The 23,016-nt window shown below is 58.9% G+C and carries 18 protein-coding genes and 1 tRNA gene; 14 read left to right on the forward strand and 5 right to left on the reverse strand.

Annotated elements, in window-relative coordinates:
- Window positions 1-122: 122 nt before the first annotated feature.
- The 3 genes from D8U18_RS25900 to D8U18_RS25910 all read left to right on the forward strand — a co-directional run bounded on the left by D8U18_RS25900 (window position 123) and on the right by D8U18_RS25910 (window position 4,246).
- Window positions 123-1,394, forward strand: coding sequence for a YeaH/YhbH family protein (locus tag D8U18_RS25900; protein WP_056853542.1), 1,272 nt, complete (start codon window positions 123-125; stop codon window positions 1,392-1,394).
- Window positions 1,391-2,953: a SpoVR family protein gene (locus D8U18_RS25905; protein ID WP_056853543.1), complete on the forward strand. Its 1,563-nt coding sequence runs from the start codon at window positions 1,391-1,393 to the stop codon at window positions 2,951-2,953. The genes D8U18_RS25900 and D8U18_RS25905 overlap by 4 nt, the downstream gene beginning before the upstream one ends.
- Window positions 2,954-3,016: 63 nt before the next feature.
- Window positions 3,017-4,246 carry a multifunctional CCA addition/repair protein gene (locus D8U18_RS25910; protein WP_056853544.1) on the forward strand — a complete coding sequence of 410 codons (1,230 nt, stop codon included), beginning with the start codon at window positions 3,017-3,019 and terminating at the stop codon, window positions 4,244-4,246.
- Window positions 4,247-4,330: 84 nt separating this feature from the next.
- Here the strand turns inward: D8U18_RS25910 and folK are convergent, their stop codons facing one another.
- On the reverse strand, window positions 4,331-4,849 hold the full coding sequence (folK, locus tag D8U18_RS25915) for a 2-amino-4-hydroxy-6-hydroxymethyldihydropteridine diphosphokinase (protein ID WP_131108934.1): 519 nt from the start codon (window positions 4,847-4,849) through the stop codon (window positions 4,331-4,333).
- Complete coding sequence (gene folB / locus D8U18_RS25920; RefSeq protein WP_008051601.1) at window positions 4,840-5,196, reverse strand: dihydroneopterin aldolase; 357 nt, start codon at window positions 5,194-5,196, stop codon at window positions 4,840-4,842. The genes folK and folB overlap by 10 nt, the downstream gene beginning before the upstream one ends.
- A gap of 74 nt (window positions 5,197-5,270) precedes the next feature.
- Between folB and plsY the strand changes: the two genes are divergently transcribed.
- Window positions 5,271-5,840, forward strand: a complete 570-nt coding sequence (gene plsY, locus D8U18_RS25925) for a glycerol-3-phosphate 1-O-acyltransferase PlsY (RefSeq protein WP_056853546.1) — start codon at window positions 5,271-5,273, stop codon at window positions 5,838-5,840.
- Between the two features lie 23 nt (window positions 5,841-5,863).
- On the opposite strand, the gene tsaD is transcribed toward plsY, so the two are convergent.
- A complete protein-coding gene (gene tsaD / locus D8U18_RS25930) occupies window positions 5,864-6,889 on the reverse strand; it encodes a tRNA (adenosine(37)-N6)-threonylcarbamoyltransferase complex transferase subunit TsaD (RefSeq protein ID WP_131108937.1) in 1,026 nt (341 codons plus the stop codon).
- 199 nt (window positions 6,890-7,088) lie between these two features.
- Between tsaD and rpsU the strand changes: the two genes are divergently transcribed.
- The 7 genes from rpsU to D8U18_RS25965 all read left to right on the forward strand — a co-directional run bounded on the left by rpsU (window position 7,089) and on the right by D8U18_RS25965 (window position 16,468).
- On the forward strand, window positions 7,089-7,304 hold the full coding sequence (rpsU, locus tag D8U18_RS25935) for a 30S ribosomal protein S21 (RefSeq protein ID WP_002551877.1): 216 nt from the start codon (window positions 7,089-7,091) through the stop codon (window positions 7,302-7,304).
- Between the two features lie 481 nt (window positions 7,305-7,785).
- Window positions 7,786-9,759: a DNA primase gene (gene dnaG / locus D8U18_RS25940; protein ID WP_056853548.1), complete on the forward strand. Its 1,974-nt coding sequence runs from the start codon at window positions 7,786-7,788 to the stop codon at window positions 9,757-9,759.
- A 67-nt stretch (window positions 9,760-9,826) separates the two neighbouring features.
- Window positions 9,827-11,674, forward strand: coding sequence for an RNA polymerase sigma factor RpoD (gene rpoD, locus D8U18_RS25945; protein ID WP_056853549.1), 1,848 nt, complete (start codon window positions 9,827-9,829; stop codon window positions 11,672-11,674).
- A 123-nt stretch (window positions 11,675-11,797) separates the two neighbouring features.
- Window positions 11,798-15,544 carry an EAL domain-containing protein gene (locus D8U18_RS25950; protein ID WP_130930501.1) on the forward strand — a complete coding sequence of 1,249 codons (3,747 nt, stop codon included), beginning with the start codon at window positions 11,798-11,800 and terminating at the stop codon, window positions 15,542-15,544.
- Window positions 15,545-15,559: 15 nt separating this feature from the next.
- Window positions 15,560-15,636 (forward strand) — tRNA-Ile (locus tag D8U18_RS25955).
- Complete coding sequence (locus D8U18_RS25960; protein WP_130905970.1) at window positions 15,623-15,808, forward strand: hypothetical protein; 186 nt, start codon at window positions 15,623-15,625, stop codon at window positions 15,806-15,808. Before D8U18_RS25955 ends, D8U18_RS25960 begins: the two co-directional genes overlap by 14 nt.
- Before the next feature lie 339 nt (window positions 15,809-16,147).
- Window positions 16,148-16,468 (forward strand): DUF3077 domain-containing protein, encoded by a 321-nt coding sequence (locus tag D8U18_RS25965; protein ID WP_131108939.1) that lies wholly within the window; start codon window positions 16,148-16,150, stop codon window positions 16,466-16,468.
- An 85-nt stretch (window positions 16,469-16,553) separates the two neighbouring features.
- Here D8U18_RS25965 and D8U18_RS25970 read toward each other — a convergent pair whose 3' ends face one another.
- Window positions 16,554-17,186, reverse strand: coding sequence for a peptidase M41 (locus D8U18_RS25970; RefSeq protein WP_130905971.1), 633 nt, complete (start codon window positions 17,184-17,186; stop codon window positions 16,554-16,556).
- A gap of 112 nt (window positions 17,187-17,298) precedes the next feature.
- A complete protein-coding gene (locus D8U18_RS25975) occupies window positions 17,299-19,653 on the reverse strand; it encodes a glucose/quinate/shikimate family membrane-bound PQQ-dependent dehydrogenase (protein ID WP_131108941.1) in 2,355 nt (784 codons plus the stop codon).
- 184 nt (window positions 19,654-19,837) lie between these two features.
- On the opposite strand from D8U18_RS25975, the gene D8U18_RS25980 reads away from it, so the two are divergent.
- The 3 genes from D8U18_RS25980 to D8U18_RS25990 all read left to right on the forward strand — a co-directional run bounded on the left by D8U18_RS25980 (window position 19,838) and on the right by D8U18_RS25990 (window position 23,008).
- On the forward strand, window positions 19,838-20,299 hold the full coding sequence (locus tag D8U18_RS25980) for an Lrp/AsnC family transcriptional regulator (RefSeq protein WP_007980298.1): 462 nt from the start codon (window positions 19,838-19,840) through the stop codon (window positions 20,297-20,299).
- 219 nt (window positions 20,300-20,518) lie between these two features.
- Window positions 20,519-22,201, forward strand: coding sequence for an NAD(P)/FAD-dependent oxidoreductase (locus D8U18_RS25985; RefSeq protein WP_130907973.1), 1,683 nt, complete (start codon window positions 20,519-20,521; stop codon window positions 22,199-22,201).
- Window positions 22,202-22,213: 12 nt separating this feature from the next.
- Entirely contained in the window at window positions 22,214-23,008 is a 795-nt protein-coding gene (locus D8U18_RS25990) for a carbon-nitrogen hydrolase family protein (RefSeq protein ID WP_056853555.1), read from the forward strand.
- Window positions 23,009-23,016: the final 8 nt, after the last annotated feature.

Here is a 23,016-nt window from a genome sequence, read left to right on the forward strand (position 1 = left end):
GCAAGCTACCAGCCTCAAGCACACCGTAGGGGCGCTTGAGGCTGTTGGTGGCTCTGTTTGCTTTGAAAGCTTCGTGCTTGTAGCTTGAAGCTTGTGACTTGTAGCTGCCCGGAGGGCTCCCTATGAGCTATGTGATCGACCGACGTCTCAATGGCAAAAACAAGAGCACGGTGAACCGCCAGCGGTTCCTGCGGCGTTACCGTGATCACATCAAAAAGGCTGTCGAAGAGGCGGTCAGCCGGCGCTCCATTACCGACATGGAGCACGGCGAACAAATCAGTATCCCCGGCCGCGACATCGACGAGCCGGTGCTTCACCATGGTCGCGGTGGCAAGCAGACTGTCGTGCACCCGGGCAACAAGGAATTCACCAGCGGTGAGCACATTGCCCGCCCGCCGGGAGGTGGCGGGGGCAGAGGACCTGGCAAGGCCGGCAACTCCGGCGAAGGGATGGATGAATTCGTCTTCCAGATTACCCAGGAAGAATTCCTCGAATTCATGTTCGAGGACCTGGAACTGCCGAACCTGGTCAAGCGCAACCTGACCGGTACCGACACCTTCAAGACCGTTCGTGCGGGGATCAGTAACGAAGGCAACCCATCACGGATCAACATCATTCGTACCCTGCGCTCGGCCCATGCCCGGCGGATCGCCCTGTCCGGCAGCAGCCGCGCAAAACTGCGTGAAGCCAAGGAAGAACTCCTGCGATTGAAGCAGGAAGAACCGGACAACTTCGGCGATATTCAGGAACTCGAGGCGGAAATCGAAAAACTCAGCGCGCGCATTCATCGCGTGCCGTTCCTCGACACCTTTGACCTCAAATACAACCTGCTCATCAAACAACCCAATCCCAGTTCCAAGGCTGTGATGTTCTGCCTGATGGACGTTTCCGGCTCGATGACCCAGGCGACCAAAGACATCGCCAAGCGCTTCTTTATCCTGCTGTACCTGTTTCTCAAGCGTAACTACGACAAGATCGACGTCGTGTTCATCCGCCACCACACCAGTGCCCGCGAAGTGGATGAGGAAGAGTTCTTCTACTCCCGCGAAACCGGCGGCACCATCGTCTCCAGCGCCTTGAAACTGATGCAGGAGATCATGGCCGAGCGTTATCCAAGCAACGAATGGAACATCTACGCCGCCCAGGCTTCCGACGGTGACAACTGGAACGACGACTCGCCAATCTGCCGCGACATTCTGATCAACCAGATCATGCCGTTCGTGCAGTACTACACTTACGTTGAGATAACCCCACGCGAACACCAGGCCCTGTGGTTCGAATACGAGCGCATCGCCGAAGCCTTTTCCGACACTTTTGCCCAGCAACAACTGGTCTCGGCCGGGGATATCTATCCGGTCTTTCGTGAACTCTTCCAGCGCAGGTTAGTGACATGACCGCCAAAGAGCAGAAGCGCCAACCCATTTCCACCGGCTCTGAATGGACGTTCGAGCTGATCCAGGCCTACGACCGCGAAATCAGCCGTATTGCGGCGGGCTACGCCCTCGACACCTATCCTAACCAGATCGAAGTGATCACCGCCGAACAGATGATGGACGCCTACGCCTCCGTCGGCATGCCGCTGGGTTATCACCATTGGTCCTACGGCAAACATTTCCTGAGCACCGAAAAGTCCTATACACGTGGCCAGATGGGGCTGGCCTACGAAATCGTGATCAACTCCGACCCGTGCATCGCCTACCTGATGGAAGAAAACACCATCTGCATGCAGGCGCTGGTTGTGGCGCATGCCTGTTATGGGCACAACAGTTTTTTCAAAGGCAATTACCTGTTCCGCACGTGGACCGACGCGAGCTCGATCATCGATTACCTGGTGTTCGCCAAGCAGTACATCATGCAGTGCGAAGAACGTCATGGTATCGACGCGGTGGAAGACCTCCTCGATTCCTGCCACGCCCTGATGAACTACGGTGTCGACCGCTACAAGCGGCCTTATCCGATTTCCGCCGAAGAAGAACGCCGTCGGCAAAAGGACCGCGAAGAGCATATGCAGAAACAGATCAATGATCTGTGGCGAACCATTCCCAAAGGCGCGGACAAATACAGCGACAAGGACAACGCACGTTTCCCCGCCGAGCCGCAGGAAAACATTCTGTACTTCATCGAAAAACATGCGCCGCTGCTGGAGCCATGGCAGCGGGAAATTGTGCGCATCGTGCGCAAGATTGCCCAGTATTTTTATCCACAGCGCCAAACCCAGGTCATGAACGAGGGCTGGGCCACGTTCTGGCACTACACCCTGATGAACGACCTGTACGACGAAGGCCTGGTGACCGACGGTTTCATGATGGAGTTCCTCACATCCCACACCAGCGTGGTTTTCCAGCCTGGCTTCGACAGCCCCTACTACAGCGGCATCAACCCCTACGCACTGGGCTTTGCCATGTACCGTGACATCCGTCGCATGTGTGAGGAGCCCACTGAGGAGGACTACCGCTGGTTCCCCGACATTGCAGGCACCGACTGGCTGGCCGCCATCAAGTTCGCCATGAGCAGTTTCAAGGATGAGAGTTTCATTCTGCAGTATCTGTCGCCCAAGGTGATTCGCGACTTGAAGCTGTTCAGCATTCTCGATGATGACCAGAAGGACGACCTGCTGGTTCCGGCGATTCACGACGAGGGCGGCTATCGCACCATTCGTGAAACCCTCGCCGCCCAGTACAACCTGGGGAATCGCGAGCCCAACGTGCAGATCTACAGCATCGACCGCCGCGGCGACCGCTCGCTGACCCTGCGCCACCAGCAACACGACCGCAAACCGCTGGGAGAGTCCACCGAGGAAGTGCTCAAGCACCTGCACCGGCTCTGGGGCTTCGACATTCACCTGGAAACCCTGCAAGGGGATCAGGTGATGAAAACTCACCATGTTCCCCCCAAAGGTGAACACAGTGAAGGCGATTACGGGCGGCTGGACCTGGCTGTCATTCACCTTTGATTCTGTTTGTGCCTCCGAAAGCCCGACGCAACGGTTATCCTGTCGAGCTAACGGAGGTTTTTTATGCGGATCTATAAAGTCGGCGGCGCGGTGCGCGATCGCCTGCTGGGCATTCCTGTCACTGACATCGACCGTGTGGTGGTCGGCGCCACTACCGAAGAGATGCTTGCCAAGGGCTTTCGCCCCGTCGGTGCGGATTTCCCGGTGTTCCTACATCCAAAAACCGGTGAGGAATACGCCCTCGCCCGCACTGAACGCAAAAGTGGCCGCGGTTACGGCGGGTTCACGTTCCACGCCAGCCCTGAAGTAACCCTTGAAGAAGATTTGATCCGCCGCGACCTGACGATCAATGCCATCGCCGAGGACGACCAGCAAAACCTGACTGACCCCTACCACGGTCAGCGTGACCTCGAAGCGCGCATTCTTCGCCATGTATCTCCCGCATTCGCCGAAGATCCGCTCAGGGTTCTGCGCGTTGCCCGCTTTGCTGCGCGTTATGCCGGGCTCGGATTCACCGTTGCCGCCGAGACACTGGAGCTCATGCGCCAGCTCAGCGAGTCAGGTGAACTGCAAGCACTGACGGCGGAGCGCAGCTGGAAAGAAATTTCCCGCGCTCTGATGGAAGATCGACCTCAGGTGTTTATCGAAGTGTTGCGAGCCTGCGGCGCGCTCAAGGTGCTGATGCCGGAAATAGACGCCCTGTTCGGCGTACCGCAACCCGAGGCCCACCACCCGGAAATCGATACCGGTGTGCACACTCTGAGCGTGCTGGAACAGGCGGCGCAGCACCAACAACCGCTCACCGTACGCTGGGCCTGCCTGCTGCATGACTTGGGCAAAGGCCTGACGCCGGAAGAACAATGGCCACGACACATTGCCCATGAGTTCAAGGGATTGAAGCTGATCAAAGCGGTCAATGAACGCTTCAAGGCACCGAGGGATTGTCAGGAATTGGCGCTGCTGGTGGGCGAGTATCACACCCACGGTCATCGCGCCCTTGAGCTGAAGCCATCGACATTGCTGGAGTTGCTCCAAAGCTTCGACGTTTACCGTCGGCCACAGCGGTTCGAGGAATTCATCGCGGCGTGCGAGATGGACGCCCGAGGGCGCAAAGGCTTGGAGCAGAGAAGTTATCCACAGGCGGATTATCTGCGCGGTGCCGCGCAAGCGGCTCGTAGCGTGGCAGTTCAGCCATTGCTGGAGAAGGGATTCAAGGGGCCGGAATTGGGTGAGGCGATCAAGCGCGAGCGGTTGAAGGCACTGAAGGCCTACAAAGAGGCGACGTCCGCCTGAACAGCTTCGCGGGCAAGCCTCGCTCCTTCAGAGGTAGCGCAGATCCTGTAGGAATAAAGCTTGCCCGCGATGACGCCAACAGGATCACAGCAAATCTGAGGGCGTCAGTTGCTCACCACGCCACTCAAACGCAACCGGCGCCAACACCTGATCAATCTGAGCTTCACTCCACAAGATCGCAAAGCTTTTGCCTACGCCCGGATGCACCCGATCCGGCGCAATCAACGACAACGGCCACAGCACAAAGGCATTTTTCAGGATTTCTGCCCGCGGCAAGACCAAGCCATCGAAATTACCCACCAGATCACCGAACAGCAAAACATCGATATCCAGCGGCAAACCTCGGCGTTCAGGTGCATAACGACCATTATCCGCCTCAATAAACTTCAAGCGGCGATCCAGTTCCATCAGGGGAAGGTCGGTATACGCCGAGACCACGAAATTGAAGAATGGCCCGCTCTTGATGCCGACGGGCTGGCTTTCGAAAACCGGCGAGCAATGGATATCCACCAGAAAACCCGCCAAAGCTTCCAGGCCGGCCTGCAAATGGGCTTCGCGCTCGATGTTGCTACCGAGCCCGAGATACACCTGGGTTAGCGACATCCGCGCTCGATCTCCACACCCACGCCACCGGTAGCGGCAGGAACGGCACCTGGCTTGGTCAACTTGAGACGCATCCAGGTAATCTTGAATTCGCTCATGAGCACTTCAACCAAACGTTCGGCGAATGTTTCAACCAGCTGGAACTGTGCCTGCTCGGCAAAGGCCTGGATGCGCGACGAAACGCTCGCGTAATCGAGCGCCAGGGTCAGGTCATCGCCGGCCGCGGCAGGGCGATTGTCCCAGGCAAAGCTCAAATCCAGACGCAAGCATTGCCGGATGCCTCGCTCCCAGTCGTAGGCACCAATCACGGTATCGACTTCCAGGCCCTCGATAAACACTCTGTCCAAGCACTTTTCTCCGCTACACGACAAGGGCGCAATGCGCCGTTAGAATCAGGGCGTCCTCGCCCGGAATAGTTAGCATGTTTTGGTTACTGGCGATCCTCGCCTACCTGCTCGGCTCTCTGTCCTTCGCCATTTTGCTCAGCCGACTGACCGGTAACCCGGATCCGCGAATGAGTGGCTCCGGCAATGCCGGTGCTACCAACATGTTGCGCCTGGCGGGCAAAAAACTCGCCATCCTGACCTTGCTCGGCGATCTCTTCAAAGGCCTGCTGCCCGTACTGATCGCCGCTGCTGCGGGCCTTTCCCTGCAGGATCAGGCCTGGATCGGCGTCTGCGCCGTCATCGGTCACCTGTTCCCGCTGTACTTCCGCTTTCGCGGTGGCAAGGGCGTCGCCACCGCTGCCGGAATGTTGCTGGGCCTGTATCCACCCGCCGCGTTGCTGGCGGTCTGCGCCTGGCTGCTGACGTTCTACCTGACCCGAACCAGCTCGCTGGCCGCCCTGATCGCTACACCACTGACCCTGCCGCTACTGGCCTGGCAGGAACCGGCAGCACTGCTGCCCATGAGCGCCCTCACGGGCTTGATCGTCTGGCGCCATCGCGGCAATCTACGCGACCTGTTTGCAGGGCGCGAACGGCATTTTTAGAGGCCGGACTCAAGCGCCGCTCATCACAGTGCCGACAACTGCTCCATCGGCCAGCGCGCCTGCACGCTGATCGCCAGGCTTTCCTGCTGGCCTGCCTGCAAGCGCTGGCAACCGGCAAACGCGATCATTGCGCCATTGTCGGTGCAGAACTCCGGACGGGCATAAAAAACATCGCCCTTCATGTCCCCGAGCATTTTTTCCAAAGAAGAGCGTAGGGCCTTGTTGGCACTGACGCCCCCTGCGATCACCAGGCGCTTCATGCCTGCCGCTTTCAACGCACGCTTGCACTTGATGGTCAAAGTCTCCACCACGGCCTGCTGGAACGCCAGCGCGATGTCGCAACGGGCTTGCTCGCCGTCGTCCCCGGCGCTCACGCACTGTTGCCAGGTATTCAATGCAAAGGTTTTCAAGCCACTGAAGCTAAAGTCCAGGCCCGGACGGTCGCACATCGGACGCGGGAAAACGAAACGTCCTGCAACGCCCTGCTCTGCCAAACGAGCAATCTCCGGCCCGCCTGGATAATTCAGGCGCATCATCTTCGCTGTTTTGTCGAAGGCTTCACCTGCAGCATCGTCCAGCGTCTCGCCCAACAGAGAGTACTGACCGATTCCGTCAACCTGCACCAGCTGCGTATGCCCACCGGACACCAACAAAGCGACGAACGGAAATTGCGGCGGTTGCGGCTCCAGCATCGGTGCCAGCAAGTGGCCTTCCATGTGGTGCACGCCGAGGGCCGGAATACCCCAGGCAAAGGCCAGCGCCTGGGCGCAGGAAGCACCTACCAGCAACGCGCCCACCAAGCCAGGACCCGCGGTATAAGCGATCGCGTCGATCTCGGTCGGCACGCAGTCGGCTTCCGCCAACACCTGACGGATCAAGGGCAGCATGCGTTTGACGTGATCGCGCGAGGCCAGCTCCGGCACCACGCCACCATAGGCGCGGTGCAGGTCGATCTGACTGAACAGCGCGTCGGCCAGCAGGCCGCGCTCGCTGTCATACAATGCGACACCGGTTTCGTCGCAAGAGGTTTCTAATCCCAGTACTAGCATGGGTTTGCGCCTTGTTTAGGCTGAATTCGAAGGCGCGCATAATAGTCGCCGCGTGATGCCCCGACCAGCGGTTTTCGATCAGAGGCTTTGCATTCCGAGCGATGAGGGGTTAACATCCGCAACCCTTAAAAACCGACGTCTTCAAGTGCTCTTTTGCCGCGAGGATGTTGACCCCGGTAATGAATGAAGGTAGCTCTGGATGCCAGCCGTCAAAGTAAAAGAGAACGAACCCTTCGACGTAGCTCTGCGTCGTTTCAAGCGCTCCTGCGAAAAAGCCGGTGTACTGGCTGAAGTTCGTAGCCGCGAATTTTACGAGAAGCCAACTTCTGAGCGTAAGCGCAAGGCAGCAGCCGCTGTTAAGCGTCACGCCAAGAAAGTTCAGCGCGAACAGCGCCGCGCCGTTCGTCTGTACTAATACACAGACGATCGTAGCAAGCTTCTGCCAAGCCCGGCCCTCAGCCGGGCTAATGGCATTTGCGTAAAACGCTTGATGCTTCACCGTCGAAGCCGCAGATGCGACCAAGACAAATCTGCTTCATCACGTCAGACCTGGCTCTTTTGCCAGCGGTGCACGTCTTTTCTGACGAGTCTTTCAAGGCTACTGACGAGCACACCCACTGATTCCTCTCACGACGATCAGCCCAAGGCATCACCCGCATGCCAAATGATGAGCTATCCGAGACCTGTTACGGGTCGCAGCCGGATTCAGCGCAACACTTTCAAATAGTCGAATACTGATGAGTATTAACGTCAGTGGATTTTCGGCAGATACACTTCCCGATAGCGATTACGCAGACGACACTGGTCGAGCCGCATACCCTGCGCGCCTCACACAATGACCCGCGTTTGGCCGCCCTTCGTTTCGGGCACCCTTGAGCGCAGATGACGAGAACGCCATGGCCGGGCTGATTCCCCAGAGCTTCATTGACGACCTTCTGAACCGCACCGACATCGTCGATGTGGTCAGCTCGCGCCTGCAACTGAAAAAAGCCGGCAAGAACCACACGGCCTGCTGCCCGTTCCACAAAGAAAAAACGCCTTCGTTCAGCGTCAGCCCCGACAAGCAGTTCTATTACTGCTTCGGTTGCGGCGCTGGCGGCAATGCCCTTGGTTTCATCATGGACCACGACAACCTGGATTTCGTCCAGGCTGTCGAAGAACTGGCCAAAGCCGCGGGCATGGAAATCCCTCGCGAAGAAAGCGGCCGCCCGCACAAGCCTCGGCAGCCGACCGATTCGCCGCTGTATGCGCTGCTCAGCGCCGCCGCCGATTTTTATCGTCAGGCCCTCAAAAGCCATCCTGCGCGCAAAGCTGCCGTGGACTATTTGAAAGGCCGCGGCCTGACCGGCGAAATTGCCCGCGATTTCGGCCTCGGCTTCGCTCCGCCGGGCTGGGACAATCTGTTCAAACACTTGAGCAGCGACACCCTGCAGCAAAAAGCCATGATCGATGCAGGCCTGCTGATCGAAAATGCCGAAACCGGCAAGCGCTACGATCGTTTCCGCGACCGGGTAATGTTCCCGATCCGCGACAGCCGCGGGCGCATCATTGCCTTTGGTGGCCGGGTCCTGGGCGATGACAAGCCGAAATACCTGAACTCCCCGGAAACACCGGTATTCCATAAAGGCCAGGAACTTTACGGCCTGTATGAGGCGCGCAAAAACAATCGCAACCTCGACGAAATCATTGTTGTCGAGGGTTACATGGACGTTATTGCCCTGGCCCAGCAAGGCCTGCGCAATGCCGTCGCAACGCTGGGTACCGCCACCAGCGAAGAACACTTGAAGCGACTGTTTCGTGTGGTGCCCAACGTACTGTTTTGCTTCGACGGTGACCAGGCTGGTCGCAATGCCGCCTGGCGCGCGCTGGAAGCAACCTTGCCAAGCCTTCAGGATGGCCGCCGCGCCCGCTTCCTGTTCCTGCCCGAAGGGGAAGATCCGGACACGCTGATCCGCTCCGAAGGCACCGATGCCTTCCGCGCGCGAATCAATCAGCACGCGCAGCCGCTGGCCGACTACTTCTTCCAGCAACTGACCGAAGAATCAGACCCGCGCTCGCTGGAAGGCAAGGCCCACATGGCCACCCTCGCGGCACCGCTGATCGACAAAGTGCCTGGCGCCAACCTGCGCATCCTGATGCGTCAGCGCCTCAGCGAAATCACCGGCCTGAGCGGCGAAGCGGTGAGCCAGCTGGCGCAAAGCGCCCCACCGGAAGCGCCGCCGGCCTACGACCCCGGCTTCGATTACGACGCGATGCCCGATTTCAGCGACTATCATCAGCCGCAATCGCAAGAAATGTATGTGCCGCAACAGGAATGGACGCCGAAGAAACCCGGTGCGGGCGGCAAGAAATGGGACAAAAAACCGTGGGACAAGAATGGCAAACGCGGCGGGGATCGCGACCAACCTCCACGTAAACCGATTGCTGTCGAAGCCCCTACGCTGATTGCGCTGCGCACGCTGATTCATCATCCGCAGTTGGCTGGCAAGGTCGAAACCGCCAACCATTTCGCCAATGAGCGCAACACCTACGCACAATTGCTGGTAGCCCTCATCGAGGCAGTGCAGAAAAATCCTAAGCTAAACTCAATTCAGCTGATGGCCCGATGGCACGGCACGGAACAGGGCCGCTTGCTCAAGGCCCTGGCAGAAAAGGAATGGCTGATTCAAGGCGACAACCTTGAACAACAGTTTTTAGACACCATTACTAGGTTATCAGCGGGTCAGCACACCGATAGCCTGGAAGAACTCATCAGGAAAGCGAAGCAGCCAGGATTGACTGCCGAGGAAGCAAATCAGATCGCAAATCAGATGCGCGACCTATTAAAACGCAATATGGCAGTACCAAACCCGACCTCAACTGGCGCGTGAGGTCATAGCTCAGGTATAATCCTCGGCTTGTTTTTTGCCCGCCAAGACCTTCAGTGGATAGGGTGTTATGTCCGGAAAAGCGCAACAGCAGTCTCGTATCAAAGAGTTGATCACCCTTGGTCGTGAGCAGGGCTACCTGACTTACGCGGAGGTCAACGACCACCTGCCGGAGGATATTTCAGATCCGGAACAGGTGGAAGACATCATCCGCATGATCAATGACATGGGGATCAACGTATTCGAGGTTGCGCCAGATAAGGATTCCCTTATGCTGGCCGACGCCGATACCGACGAAGCCGCGGCCGAAGAGGCAGCTGCTGCGTTGGCAGCGGTCGAGACCGACATTGGTCGCACTACCGACCCGGTGCGCATGTACATGCGCGAAATGGGTACGGTAGAGCTCCTCACGCGTGAAGGCGAAATTGAAATCGCCAAGCGTATTGAAGAGGGCATCCGTGAAGTGATGAGCGCAATCGCGCACTTCCCTGGCACGGTTGACCATATCCTCTCCGAGTACACCCGCGTCACCTCCGAAGGTGGTCGCCTGTCCGACGTCCTGAGCGGTTACATCGACCCGGACGACGGCATTGCGCCGCCTGCCGCCGAAGTGCCACCGCCGATCGATCCGAAAGCCGTGAAAGCGGACGACGATACCGATGACGATGACGCCGAAGCTTCGGATGACGAAGAAGAAGCCGAAAGCGGTCCGGATCCGGTCATCGCTGCACAGCGCTTTGGCGCTGTCGCCGATCAGATGGAAATCACCCGCAAGGCGCTGAAAAAGCATGGTCGCAACAACAAGGCAGCGATTGCCGAGCTGTTGGCCCTGGCCGAGCTGTTCATGCCGATCAAACTGGTGCCGAAGCAATTCGAAGGCCTGGTCGAGCGTGTTCGCAGTGCCCTGGATCGTCTGCGTCAGCAAGAGCGTGCAATCATGCAGCTCTGCGTTCGTGATGCGCGCATGCCCCGTGCCGATTTCCTGCGCCAGTTCCCGGGCAACGAAGTCGACGAAAGCTGGACCGATGCACTGGCCAAAGGCAAAAGCAAATACGCTGAAGCCATCGGCCGCCTGCAACCGGACATCGTTCGTTGCCAGCAGAAACTGACTGCGCTGGAGACCGAAACCGGTCTGACCATCGCAGAGATCAAGGACATCAACCGTCGCATGTCGATCGGCGAGGCCAAGGCCCGTCGCGCGAAGAAAGAGATGGTTGAAGCGAACTTGCGTCTGGTGATCTCGATCGCCAAGAAGTACACCAACCGCGGCCTGCAATTCCTCGATCTGATCCAGGAAGGCAACATCGGTCTGATGAAGGCGGTGGACAAGTTCGAATACCGTCGTGGTTACAAGTTCTCGACTTATGCCACCTGGTGGATCCGTCAGGCGATCACTCGCTCGATCGCCGACCAGGCCCGCACCATCCGTATTCCGGTGCACATGATCGAGACGATCAACAAGCTCAACCGTATTTCCCGGCAGATGTTGCAGGAAATGGGTCGCGAACCGACCCCGGAAGAGCTGGGCGAACGCATGGAAATGCCTGAGGACAAGATCCGCAAGGTATTGAAGATCGCTAAAGAGCCGATCTCCATGGAAACCCCGATCGGTGATGACGAAGACTCCCATCTGGGTGACTTCATCGAAGACTCGACCATGCAGTCGCCAATCGATGTGGCTACCGTTGAGAGCCTTAAAGAAGCGACTCGCGAAGTGCTGTCCGGCCTCACTGCCCGTGAAGCCAAGGTACTGCGCATGCGCTTCGGTATCGACATGAATACCGACCACACCCTCGAGGAGGTTGGTAAGCAGTTCGACGTGACCCGTGAACGGATTCGTCAGATCGAAGCCAAGGCGCTGCGCAAGCTGCGCCACCCGACGAGAAGCGAGCATCTGCGCTCCTTCCTCGACGAGTGATCAAAAAACCCCCGGCCCAGGCCGGGGGTTTTGTTTTATGCAGATAAAATCCCCGCGCTATACCCCTCCCGCCGATTTGCCCGTCTACACTCGAAACATTCCCCGAGCCATAACGAGACCGTTATGCCCAGACTGCCGACCGTGCTTTTTTTGCTGTCGCTGATGACCTGGACCGCAACGGCTGGCGCGCTGACTCTTACCGACGAAGAACGTAGCTGGCTTGCGGACCACCCGGACTTGCGCCTGGGTGTCGATGCGTCTTGGCCCCCTTTTGAGTTTCGCGACGATGAAGGGCGTTACCAGGGCCTTGCGGCAGACTATATCAACGTGATTCGCCAGCGATTGGCCGTCAAACTGACGCCTATCGAACCGGCCAGCTGGAGCGTTGTGCTGGAACAGGCCAAGCAAGGCAAGCTCGATCTGTTGCCAGGCATCATGTCGACACCGGAACGCCAGGCTTTCCTGTCGTTTACCCGGCCTTACCTGGATTTTCCGATTGTTATCCTGGCCCATGTTGGCGGTGCTCAGCCACGCAGGATCGAAGACCTGTACGGCCTGAAAATCGCCGTGGTGGAAAACTATGCCCCCCACGAACTGCTGCGCACTCACCACCCCGACCTGAACCTGGTAGCCATGCCCAACGTCAGCTCGGCCTTGCAGGCACTGGCTATCGATGAGGTGGACGCCGTGGTGGGCGATCTCGCCTCCAGCGTCTGGAGCCTGCGCCAGCTGAAGCTCGACGGGCTCTACGTCAGCGGCGAAACCCCTTATCGTTATCAACTGGCGATGGGCGTACCCCGAGACAACAAGATGCTGGTCGGCATTCTCGACAAAGTCCTGGCCGACATGAGCCCCGCCGAAATCAGTGCCATCCAGGAGCAATGGGTCGGCAACGTTCTCGACCACCGCACGTTCTGGTCCGACCTGCTGGTCTATGGGTTGCCGGGGTTGCTGCTGCTGTTTATCGTGCTGGTGGCGGTGATCCGGGTCAATCGGCGACTGAGCTCGGAAATCGCTCGACGGGTCGATCTGGAACAGGAACTGCGTAGCAGCGAGTATCACTACCGCGGCCTGGTGGAAAGCCTGTCGGCCATCGCCTGGGAAGCGCGGATCAGTGACTTCACCTACAGCTATGTGTCGCCCCACGCCGAGGATCTGCTGGGTTATCCCCTGTCCCATTGGCTGATCCCGGGCTTCTGGCGCAACATCATTCACCCCGCGGACCTCATCCGAGCACAAAGCTTTTGCGATCACGAAGTGTTGGCCGGGCGCGACCACAGCCTCGATTACCGAGTGATCACGGCCGATGGCCGCTGCTTGTGGGTGCGTGACATCGTCAGCTTGATCGAACACGGTCATGAACCGGTCATGCGTGGGCTGATGATCGACATCAGCGAGGCCAAACGTACCGAAGAGGCACTGCGGCTGTCGGAGCAAAAGTTTGCCTCGGTGTTCCAGCAATGCCCGGACATTCTAGTGATCGCGCGGCTGTCCGATGGCTGCCTGCTGGAGGTCAACGAAGCCTTCGAAGAGCAGATCGGCTTGCGTGCCGAAGACGTCATCGGCCAGACCGCCACCAATCTCAACATCTGGGGCATTCCCGGTGTGGGTCCGGGTTTGCTGCAGCGCTTGCAGGCTGGCAGCATCCGCAACCTGGAAATGCCCTTTCGCCGCAGCAATGGCCAGGTGTTTACCGGCCTGATCTCCGCCGAACCGTTCGACCTCGATACAACCCCGGCGCTGGTGGTGGTCGTGCGCGACATCACCCAACTCAAAGAAACCCAACAGCAACTGCAAACCTCGGAAGAAAAATTCGCCAAGGCTTTCCACGCCTCTCCGGACGGCCTGTTGTTGTCCCGTCAGAGCGACGGTCTGCTGCTTGAGGTCAATGAAGGGTTCAGCAGAATTACCGGGTTCAACAGCGCGATGTCTGTGGATCGTTCGGCGCTGGACCTGGGGATCTGGGTCAACCTCAACGAACGCAAACAGATGCTCGACTTGCTGCACCGCGACGGTTTCGTCCGCGACTTCAGTTGCCATATCCGCCGCAGCGACGGGCAGATTCGCCTTTGTGAAGTCTCCAGCCGTCCGCTGCCAATCGGTGACGAAGACTGCATGCTGACCATCGCCCGCGACATCACGGAACGCCACTTGATGCAGGAAAAACTGCAACAGGCGGCGACCGTATTCGAGAGCACCGCCGAGGGCGTGTTGATCACTGACACCCAACAGCACATCAGCGCGGTCAACCGGGCATTTACCGAGATCACCGGCTACAGCGAAAGCGAAGCGCTCGGCCATACCCCGCGCTTGCTTGCCTCAGGCTTGCATGACAGTGCGTTCTACGCCGCGATGTGGCACCAATTGACGGCCGAGGGGCACTGGCAAGGGGAGATTTCCAATCGGCGCAAAAATGGCGAGCTCTACCCGAGCTGGCTGACCATCAGCGCCGTGCGCAACCGCGACAAATTCATCACCCACTTTGTGGCGGTGTTCGCCGACATCTCCAGCCTTAAACACGCCCAGGCCAAGCTTGACTACCAGGCCCACCACGACCCTTTGACCGGCCTGCCCAACCGGACGTTGTTCGAAAGCCGCTTGCTGACCGCCCTCAACACCCAGAAGGAAAACGGTGGCCAGGGCGCAGTGCTGTTTCTCGACCTCGACCGCTTCAAACACATCAACGACAGCCTTGGCCACCCGGTCGGCGACCTGCTGCTCAAGGGCATTGCGGTTCGCCTCAAGGAGCAGTTACGGGATATCGACACCGTGGCACGCCTGGGCGGCGACGAGTTCATCATCCTCCTGCCCGGGCTGCAGCAACCCAGCGATGCCGACAACATAGCCACCAAGTTGCTCAATTGCTTTACCGCGCCATTCCAGGCGGGCGAGCATGAGTTCTTCATCAGCTCCAGCATCGGCACCAGCCTTTATCCACAGGACGGCTGCGACGTGGCCACGCTCATCAAGAACGCCGACGCGGCGATGTACCGCTCCAAGGCAAAGGGGCGTAACCGGGTCGAAAGCTATACCCGCGACCTCACCGCCCAGGCCAGCGAGCGCGTCGCCCTCGAACATGAACTGCGCCGCGCCATCGAACGCAACGAACTGCACCTGTATTACCAGCCGAAAATCAGCCTCGACGACTATCGCCTGGTAGGCGCCGAAGCATTGATCCGCTGGCACCATCCAACTTTTGGCGACGTGCCGCCAGAGCACTTCATCGCTCTGGCAGAAGAAAACGGCATGATCCTGCAGATCGGCGATTGGGTGCTGGAAACCGCCTGCCGCCAAATGCATGAATGGAATAAATCCTACGAAGGCCTTGGCCCGCTGTCGGTCAACCTCGCCGGCGCGCAACTGCGCCAACCGAACCTGCTGGGGCGTATCGAACAACTGCTCAAGGACTACCGCCTAAAACCTGATCTGCTGCAATTGGAGATCACCGAAAACTTCATCATGAGCCAGGCGGAAGAAGCGCTGGCGGTACTGCATCAACTCAAGCACTTGGGTGTGCAACTGGCGATCGACGACTTCGGCACTGGCTATTCGTCACTGAGCTACCTCAAACGCCTGCCACTGGACATCCTCAAGATCGATCAATCATTCGTCCGCGGCCTGCCGGACGACCCCCACGATGCGGCGATCGTTCGCGCCATCATCGCACTCGGACGCAGCATGCAATTCACCGTGATTGCCGAAGGTGTCGAGACCCAATCGCAACAACAATTCCTCGCCGCCGAAGGCTGCGAACAAATCCAGGGCTACATCGTCAGCCTGCCCCTACCCCCCGACGAATTCGCCGCGACGTTTCTTCGTACAACCGTATTGGATTTTTCGGATAGCACAGCCGCGAAACCGTCGCTATAATCCGCGACCTACTGAGGGCCTATAGCTCAGTTGGTTAGAGCAGAGGACTCATAATCCTTTGGTCCACGGTTCAAGTCCGTGTGGGCCCACCAAACAAGAAAGCCGCGCAGTGCGCGGCTTTTTCGTGTCTGGCGCAAAAGCGTCGTCGATGCTGATCGATGGCATGGAACTGGCGCGCTTGATGGCCGAGAACAATTTGGGCTGCAGCGTGAAGCGCTCTACGAGATCAAACACATCGATTCGGATTATTTCACCGAAGACTGATGGTTAATTGCGTTTACTTAAGGTGTCGAAATATCGGATGACGCCTTAGGACCTTGTAGGCAAACTCCGAATCTTGCTGTTGGGCACTTTGCCGCCTTGTTGCGCTTTTGTTTGACGGGATAGTCTGCGGACGTCGCTGACCAATCAGCGATCGGGCTTGGAAACCCGTCGAAATTGAAAGCAGCAGTTTGCCTATCTCAACCACGAGTTATGGCAGCTGTGCGCGGGACGTCTTCGGGCGTGCCGGTTTCCTAATTTCCCGGTTTTCCAACCTGCGCACAGCTGCCACCCATTCGCTTGGAAACGAATGCGGCAGCCCTTCAAATTAGGAGCTTCACCATGACCAAAACAAATGCATCTGCGATTTCGGAACTAAAAACCGTCGGCTTCACCCCCTTCATGTATCTCTCGGATCAACCCCTGTTCCACGTCTGCCGCGACGTCCCCATCGCCGACGCCCTGGCCCAAGCCTCCGACCTGCTGTTCCTCGCCAAATCCCTGACCGTCGACGCCGCCTACGCCCAAGACTCCGACCGCCACGCGTGGGCTGCGCATTACCTGACGACGATGAGCAAAGCGGTGATTGATGATGTGGTGAAGGTGCTAACGCGGCGGCCTGCTCAAACCCGAAAGGAAGCAGCCCCCTCGAAAAAAAAATAATCACGGCAGAGTTGAAAGCTCCCAAAAAGGGACCGATCGTTCCCTTTTTGGGACTGAAAGAGCCAGGTTTTTCAGTCCAAACACATCACGAAGGGATGGCCTGCACGGCTCGCAACCGTTCCAGCATCTGCCCCGTCCATACAACCTCATACGTGTCCGCAGCCCGCCCCCATTGCTCCACAAGCGCCATGCCGTCCACCAGTGCCACTGCCAATTCAGAAATCGTCCCGGCCTGATCTTCGATGATTGCTTGAGTCCGGCCCCACAGCCGATCAGTCATCGCTTTAAGCTGCGCCGTTATGCGCTCGCTCGACGCTGGATCGCTATCCTGGCAGGTGATGTTGCGAAGCAGGTGCTGCAGCTCCCTGATTTTTGCGTAATCCTGTTCTGCCCCCTGCTCGCCTTTGAGGATCGCGGTGGCTTTGGGCTTATCAACGTGTTTTGCGGCTGAAGGTTTTGAAGGGAGTGTCTGCGCCATGGCGCCAGCCAGGAGCACCATCATCCGGGCTTCCAGATACGCCTTCATGGCTTCCATCGACGAAATGGGGCGCACCAGGGTAATGGACGCCCCTCCGTGGTGCCGCAGATCCTTGGTCACCGTCAAGGTCACGCCGCCCGTGGCAAAGCCCAAGGCGCGGGCCACGACGTAGTGGCCCATTTCGTGGTGGGCGATCTGCAATGCACGGTCGCGCACGGCGGTAGGTAACTTTGTTGTCATGCCCTTCACCTCGCACCCTTGACTGCCTCAATCCTAGCCGATTTCCACACCCTCTCTTTCGCCCAACAAAAAGCCGCGCAATGGCGCGGCTTTTTTACCCAAGCTTCAGCCCTTATTTGGGCAAAGCGTAGGCAATCACATAATCCCCACGATCCGGCGACTGACGCGCACCGCCCACGGTCAGCAGGATGTACTGCTTGCCCGTCTTCGGTGAAACGTAAGTCATTGGCCCGGACTGGCTGCCTACCGGCAAGCGCGACTTCCAGATTTCGTTGCCGTTGCCGGTGTCGAAGGCGCGCAGGTAGAAGTCCTGGGTGCCGGCGAAGAACAGCAGACCGGATTGGGTAGCGAGTGACGCGCCGAGGGTGGGCATGCCGATCGGGATCGGCAGGTGCATACGGATGCCCAGTGGGCCGGTGTCCTGCACGGTGCCGACCGGAACTTGCCACATCAACTTGTGAGTCTTGAGGTCGATGGCCGACATGGTGCCGAATGGTGGCTTCTGGCACGGAATGCCGACTGCAGACAGGAAACGCTCGCGCATCGCGCCGAACGGTGTGCCTTCCTGAGGGACAACGCCCATTTCAATGCCGCTGGCTCCAGCGCCGATCTTGTCACGCGGAATCATGTAGTTGGCCAGGCCCAGGCGCATGTCGTTGACGAACATGTAGTTCGTGTTCGGATCAACCGAAACGCTGCCCCAGTTCATGCCGCCCAGCGAGCCCGGGAATTGCAGCGCGCGATCCATGCCTGGCGGGGTGTAGACGCCTTCGTGGCGCATGCCCTTGAACTGGATGCGGCACATCAACTGGTCAAACGGTGTGGCACCCCACATGTCTGACTCGGTCAGGGTCTTGTTGCCGATTGACGGCATGTCGACGGAGAACGGCTGCGTCGGCGAGTAGCGTTCGCCGGGCACATGGCCTTGCGGCACCGGACGCTCTTCAACGCGGGCAATCGGTACGCCGGTTTCACGGTTGAGCAGGAAGATCTCACCCTGCTTGGTGACTTGCGCCAGGGCTGGCTGAGTACCGCCCTTGTCGTCCGGCACGTCATACAGCAGCGGTTGCGCCGGCAGGTCAAAGTCCCACAGATCGTTGTGGGTGGTCTGGAAGTGCCAGCGCACCTGACCGGTTTTCACATCGATGGCGACGACAGACGAGTTCCACTTGTTGTCCATCTCGGTGCGTTGACCGCCGAAGAAGTCCGGGGTGGCGTTGCCGGTTGGCAGGTACACCAGACCGAGCTTGGCATCGTAGGACATCGCCGACCAAACGTTCGGCGTACCGCGGGTGTAGGTCTCGCCGGCAGGTGGACGTTTGGTGGTGTTCGGGTTGCCCGGATCCCAGGCCCAGACCAGTTCACCGCTGCGCACGTCGTAGGCACGCACCACGCCCGGCGGCTCGCCGGTGGAGTAGTTGTCAGCCACGCGGCCACCGACGATCACCACGTCTCCGGCGACCAATGGAGTAGAGGTCTGCTGGTAGTAACCGGGCTTCACCTCACCCATGTCGGTGGTCAGGTCGACGGTGCCCTTGTTACCGAATTCTTCGCAAGGCTCGCCGGTTTCAGCATTGATTGCGATCAGACGTGCATCGCCGGTCGGCAGAAACAGGCGTTTCGCACAGGCGGCCGGCTGACTGTCCGATGACACCGGGGTTTCGGAATAACCCAGGCCACGGCAGCGCTGCCAGTTGGGCGCGGTGCCTTGTGGGTCGAACTTCCAGCGCTGGGCGCCGGTGTCGGCATCCAGGGCAAAGACCTTGCCGTAGGCGGTGCAGGTGTAGACCGTGTCACCGATCTGCAGCGGGGTGTTCTGGTCTTCAGCGCCAGCACCGGTGCTTTGCGGAATGTCGCCGGTACGGAAGGTCCAGGCGACCTGCAACTTGTCGATATTGCCTTTGTTGATCTGGTCCAGCGCGGCAAAGCGATTGCCGGCGGTGGTGTTGCCCCAATGCGCCCAGTCTTTCTGCTCGGTGCCCGGGGTGACCGGCGTTACCGGAGGGACGGTGTCGTTCTTCACCACGTGGGTCGGGACGAACATGTAGGCCATCGTCGCAACGACGCCAATGCCCAGAATACCGGCCAACCCGTAGGCGCCACGCCCGCCGTTCGCGCCCGAAGCGCGGACCAGGGTCGGATAGATCAACGCCACGACCAGGCCGATGACGGCAAACGTCAGCACGCGCGAGACCAGCGGCCAGTATTCAAGGCCAGCATCCCAGACGGCCCAGATCGCGGTGAGGATCAGCGCCACGCCATACAACCACGCACCCAGCGGCTTGCGACGGGCAATCATCAGCCCGGACACCAGCATCGCCAGGCCCATCAGCAGGAAATACCAGCTACCGCCAAGCGCGATCAGGTACCCGCCACCACCGATCAGGCCAAGCCCGATCAGTGCAATCAACACACCCAACCCCGCCAGCAACCACTTGCTGCCAGCGGCAACCCCAGAATTTTTCATGTCGAGATTTTTCCCCATTTGTGACAAGGGGCGGAATAATGTACTACCTGGTTACTTATGGCAATTTGTCGCAGGCAGAAATGTCCTGAACGGTACTAAGGCTAGCCCAAGGAACCGTCGCGAGCGTCGTGCAGAAACTGCCTGTAACATGCTTGCGCATTGATCGGCGCCCTGGAGACTCCCCTTGCCTGACACTCGCCCACCCGTTCTCGATGAAATCGACCGCCAGTTGATCGCGGCCCTGCAGATCAACGCCCGTGAGAGCGTCGCCATGCTGGCCCGGCAACTGGGCATCGCCCGCACCACGGTCACATCACGCCTGGCACGATTGGAAAAGGCCAAAGTCATCACCGGTTATGGCGTACGTCTCGGGCAGCGGGTGGTGGATGGCGGGTTGCAGGCCTATGTCGGGATTACCGTGCAGCCACGCTCCGGCAAGGAAGTGTTGCGGCGTCTGAGCGCGATGGCTCAGGTGCAGCAGTTGTGTGCGGTAAGTGGCGAATTTGATTATGTGGCGTGGTTGCGCACTGATTCGCCGGAACAGCTGGATCAGTTGCTGGACCAGATTGGCAGTGTGGATGGTGTGGAGAAAACCACGACGTCGATCATCTTGAGTAGCAAGATTGATCGGGGGCAGCCGGTTTAGTTTTTGCCGATAATTTTTGGTGCCAGAACTGGCCTCTTCGCGGGCAAGCCCGCTCCCACAGTAGTCAGTGTGTATTGATAGTTCGTCATATTGATCAAACCGATAGCAAAATGACGACACTTTGCGTCTTATTAACGTGTTCTGTGCTCTCTAGAATGGCTGGCATCTTTTCCTATACTCAGATGCGCATCCCGCGTCGGGTCGCCAGCAAGGTCAGCCATGAACAAGAACAATCGCCATCCTGCAGACGGTAAAAAACCAGTCACTATTTTCGGCCCGGACTTTCCTTTCGCCTTCGACGACTGGATCGAACATCCGGCGGGTCTTGGCAGCATTCCCGAGCACAATCACGGTGCCGAAGTGGCGATCGTCGGCGCCGGGATCGCAGGGCTGGTGGCAGCGTACGAATTGATGAAGCTGGGCCTCAAGCCCGTGGTCTATGAGGCCTCGAAGCTGGGCGGGCGCCTGCGCTCCCAGGCGTTCAATGGCACTGACGGCATCGTCGCCGAGTTGGGCGGCATGCGCTTTCCGGTGTCGTCCACCGCGTTCTATCACTATGTCGACAAGCTGAATCTCGAAACCAAGCCCTTCCCCAACCCACTGACACCGGCCTCAGGCAGCACTGTCATCGATCTGGAAGGCAAGACCCATTACGCACAAAAATTGGCGGATCTTCCTGCACTTTTCCAGGAAGTCGCCGACGCCTGGGCCGATGCCCTGGAAGCGGGCTCGCAGTTCTCTGATATCCAGCAAGCCATCCGCGACCGCGATGTGCCGCGCCTCAAAGAGCTGTGGAACACCCTCGTACCGCTGTGGGACGACCGCACCTTCTACGATTTCGTTGCCACCTCCAAGGCGTTCGCCAAGCTGTCATTCCATCACCGTGAAGTGTTTGGCCAGGTCGGCTTCGGTACCGGTGGCTGGGACTCGGACTTCCCGAACTCGATGTTGGAAATCTTCCGCGTGGTGATGACCAACTGCGACGATCACCAACACCTGGTGGTCGGTGGCGTAGAACAAGTACCGCAGGGCATCTGGCGCCACGTCCCTGAGCGTTGCGTGCACTGGCCGCAAGGCACCAGCCTCAAGTCATTGCACAGCGGTGCACCACGTTCCGGGGTGAAGAAAATCGCCCACGCGCCGGGGGGCAGATTTGCGGTCACCGACAACAATGGCGACACCCGCGAATACGCCGCGGTGCTGACCACGTGCCAGAGCTGGCTGCTGACCACCCAGATCGAATGCGACGAAACCCTGTTCTCGCAAAAGATGTGGATGGCCCTGGACCGCACCCGCTACATGCAATCGTCGAAGACCTTCGTGATGGTCGACCGCCCCTTCTGGAAGGACAAGGATCCGGAGACCGGCCGCGACCTGATGAGCATGACCCTCACCGATCGCCTGACCCGCGGCACTTACCTGTTCGATAACGGCGACGACAAGCCGGGGGTGATTTGCCTGTCGTACTCGTGGATGAGCGACGCGCTGAAAATGCTGCCGCATCCTGTGGAAAAACGCGTGAAGCTGGCGCTGGATGCGCTGAAGAAGATCTACCCGAAAGTCGACATCGCCGCGCGCATCATCGGCGACCCGATCACCGTGTCGTGGGAAGCCGACCCGCACTTCCTCGGTGCCTTCAAAGGCGCACTGCCCGGCCACTACCGCTACAACCAGCGCATGTACGCGCACTTCATGCAGGACGACATGCCGGCCGAGCAGCGCGGGATTTTCATCGCCGGTGACGACGTTTCGTGGACGCCGGCCTGGGTCGAAGGCGCGGTGCAGACCTCGCTCAACGCAGTGTGGGGCATCATGAAACACTTCGGCGGTGCAACTCACGCCGAGAATCCGGGTCCAGGAGATGTGTTCAACGAGATCGGACCGATCGCCCTGCCCGAGTAAGAGGAATCCGAAATGCGCGTAGCCCTTTACCAATGTCCACCGTTGCCGCTGGATGTCGCCGGCAACCTGCAACGCCTGCATCAACTGGCGCTGGAGGCGAAAGGCGCCGATTTGCTGGTGCTGCCGGAGATGTTCCTGACCGGCTACAACATCGGCATCGATGCCGTCAGCGTGCTGGCGGAAGTGCACAACGGTGAGTCGGCGCAACAGGTCGCGCGCATTGCCCGAACGGCAGGGATTGCCATTTTGTATGGCTATCCCGAACGCTCCGAGGACGGGCAGATCTACAATGCCGTGCAACTGATCGACGCCAGCGGCGAGCGTGTCTGCAATTACCGCAAAACGCATCTGTTCGGCGATCTCGACCATTCGATGTTCAGCGCCGGAGCCAACGATTTCCCTGTGGTTGAACTCAACGGCTGGAAACTTGGTTTGCTGATCTGCTACGACCTGGAGTTCCCGGAAAACGCACGGCGCCTGGCGCTCCAGGGTGCCGAGCTGATTCTGGTGCCAACGGCGAATATGATTCCCTTTGATTTCGTCGCCGATGTCACGGTTCGTTCCCGCGCTTTCGAAAACCAGTGCTATGTGGCCTACGCCAATTACTGCGGGCACGAAGGCGATATCCATTACTGCGGCCAGAGCAGCATTGCCGCGCCTGATGGCAGCCGTATCGCCCAAGCGGGTCTTGATGAAGCGTTGATCGTTGGTGAACTGGATCGTCAGCTGATGATCGACTCGCGTTCCGCCAACCGCTATTTGCTCGACCGTCGCCCCGAGCTTTACGGCGATCTGAACAAGCGCTGACGAATCCG

The organism is Pseudomonas sp. Sample_10 (assembly GCF_004321495.1).
Classification (GTDB): domain Bacteria; phylum Pseudomonadota; class Gammaproteobacteria; order Pseudomonadales; family Pseudomonadaceae; genus Aquipseudomonas.

What these genes read in the sequence shown, in the direction of transcription:
- D8U18_RS25965 (WP_131108939.1), top strand. Translation starts at nt 16,148, where the DNA reads ATGACCAAAACAAATGCATCTGCGATTTCGGAACTAAAAACCGTCGGC.
- tsaD (WP_131108937.1), bottom strand. Translation starts at nt 6,889, where the DNA reads ATGCTAGTACTGGGATTAGAAACCTCTTGCGACGAAACCGGTGTCGCA.
- D8U18_RS25985 (WP_130907973.1), top strand. Translation starts at nt 20,519, where the DNA reads ATGAACAAGAACAATCGCCATCCTGCAGACGGTAAAAAACCAGTCACT.
- D8U18_RS25975 (WP_131108941.1), bottom strand. Translation starts at nt 19,653, where the DNA reads ATGAAAAATTCTGGGGTTGCCGCTGGCAGCAAGTGGTTGCTGGCGGGG.
- rpsU (WP_002551877.1), top strand. Translation starts at nt 7,089, where the DNA reads ATGCCAGCCGTCAAAGTAAAAGAGAACGAACCCTTCGACGTAGCTCTG.
- dnaG (WP_056853548.1), top strand. Translation starts at nt 7,786, where the DNA reads ATGGCCGGGCTGATTCCCCAGAGCTTCATTGACGACCTTCTGAACCGC.
- D8U18_RS25970 (WP_130905971.1), bottom strand. Translation starts at nt 17,186, where the DNA reads ATGACAACAAAGTTACCTACCGCCGTGCGCGACCGTGCATTGCAGATC.
- D8U18_RS25910 (WP_056853544.1), top strand. Translation starts at nt 3,017, where the DNA reads ATGCGGATCTATAAAGTCGGCGGCGCGGTGCGCGATCGCCTGCTGGGC.
- D8U18_RS25990 (WP_056853555.1), top strand. Translation starts at nt 22,214, where the DNA reads ATGCGCGTAGCCCTTTACCAATGTCCACCGTTGCCGCTGGATGTCGCC.
- folK (WP_131108934.1), bottom strand. Translation starts at nt 4,849, where the DNA reads ATGTCGCTAACCCAGGTGTATCTCGGGCTCGGTAGCAACATCGAGCGC.
- rpoD (WP_056853549.1), top strand. Translation starts at nt 9,827, where the DNA reads ATGTCCGGAAAAGCGCAACAGCAGTCTCGTATCAAAGAGTTGATCACC.
- D8U18_RS25950 (WP_130930501.1), top strand. Translation starts at nt 11,798, where the DNA reads ATGCCCAGACTGCCGACCGTGCTTTTTTTGCTGTCGCTGATGACCTGG.
- D8U18_RS25900 (WP_056853542.1), top strand. Translation starts at nt 123, where the DNA reads ATGAGCTATGTGATCGACCGACGTCTCAATGGCAAAAACAAGAGCACG.
- plsY (WP_056853546.1), top strand. Translation starts at nt 5,271, where the DNA reads ATGTTTTGGTTACTGGCGATCCTCGCCTACCTGCTCGGCTCTCTGTCC.
- D8U18_RS25905 (WP_056853543.1), top strand. Translation starts at nt 1,391, where the DNA reads ATGACCGCCAAAGAGCAGAAGCGCCAACCCATTTCCACCGGCTCTGAA.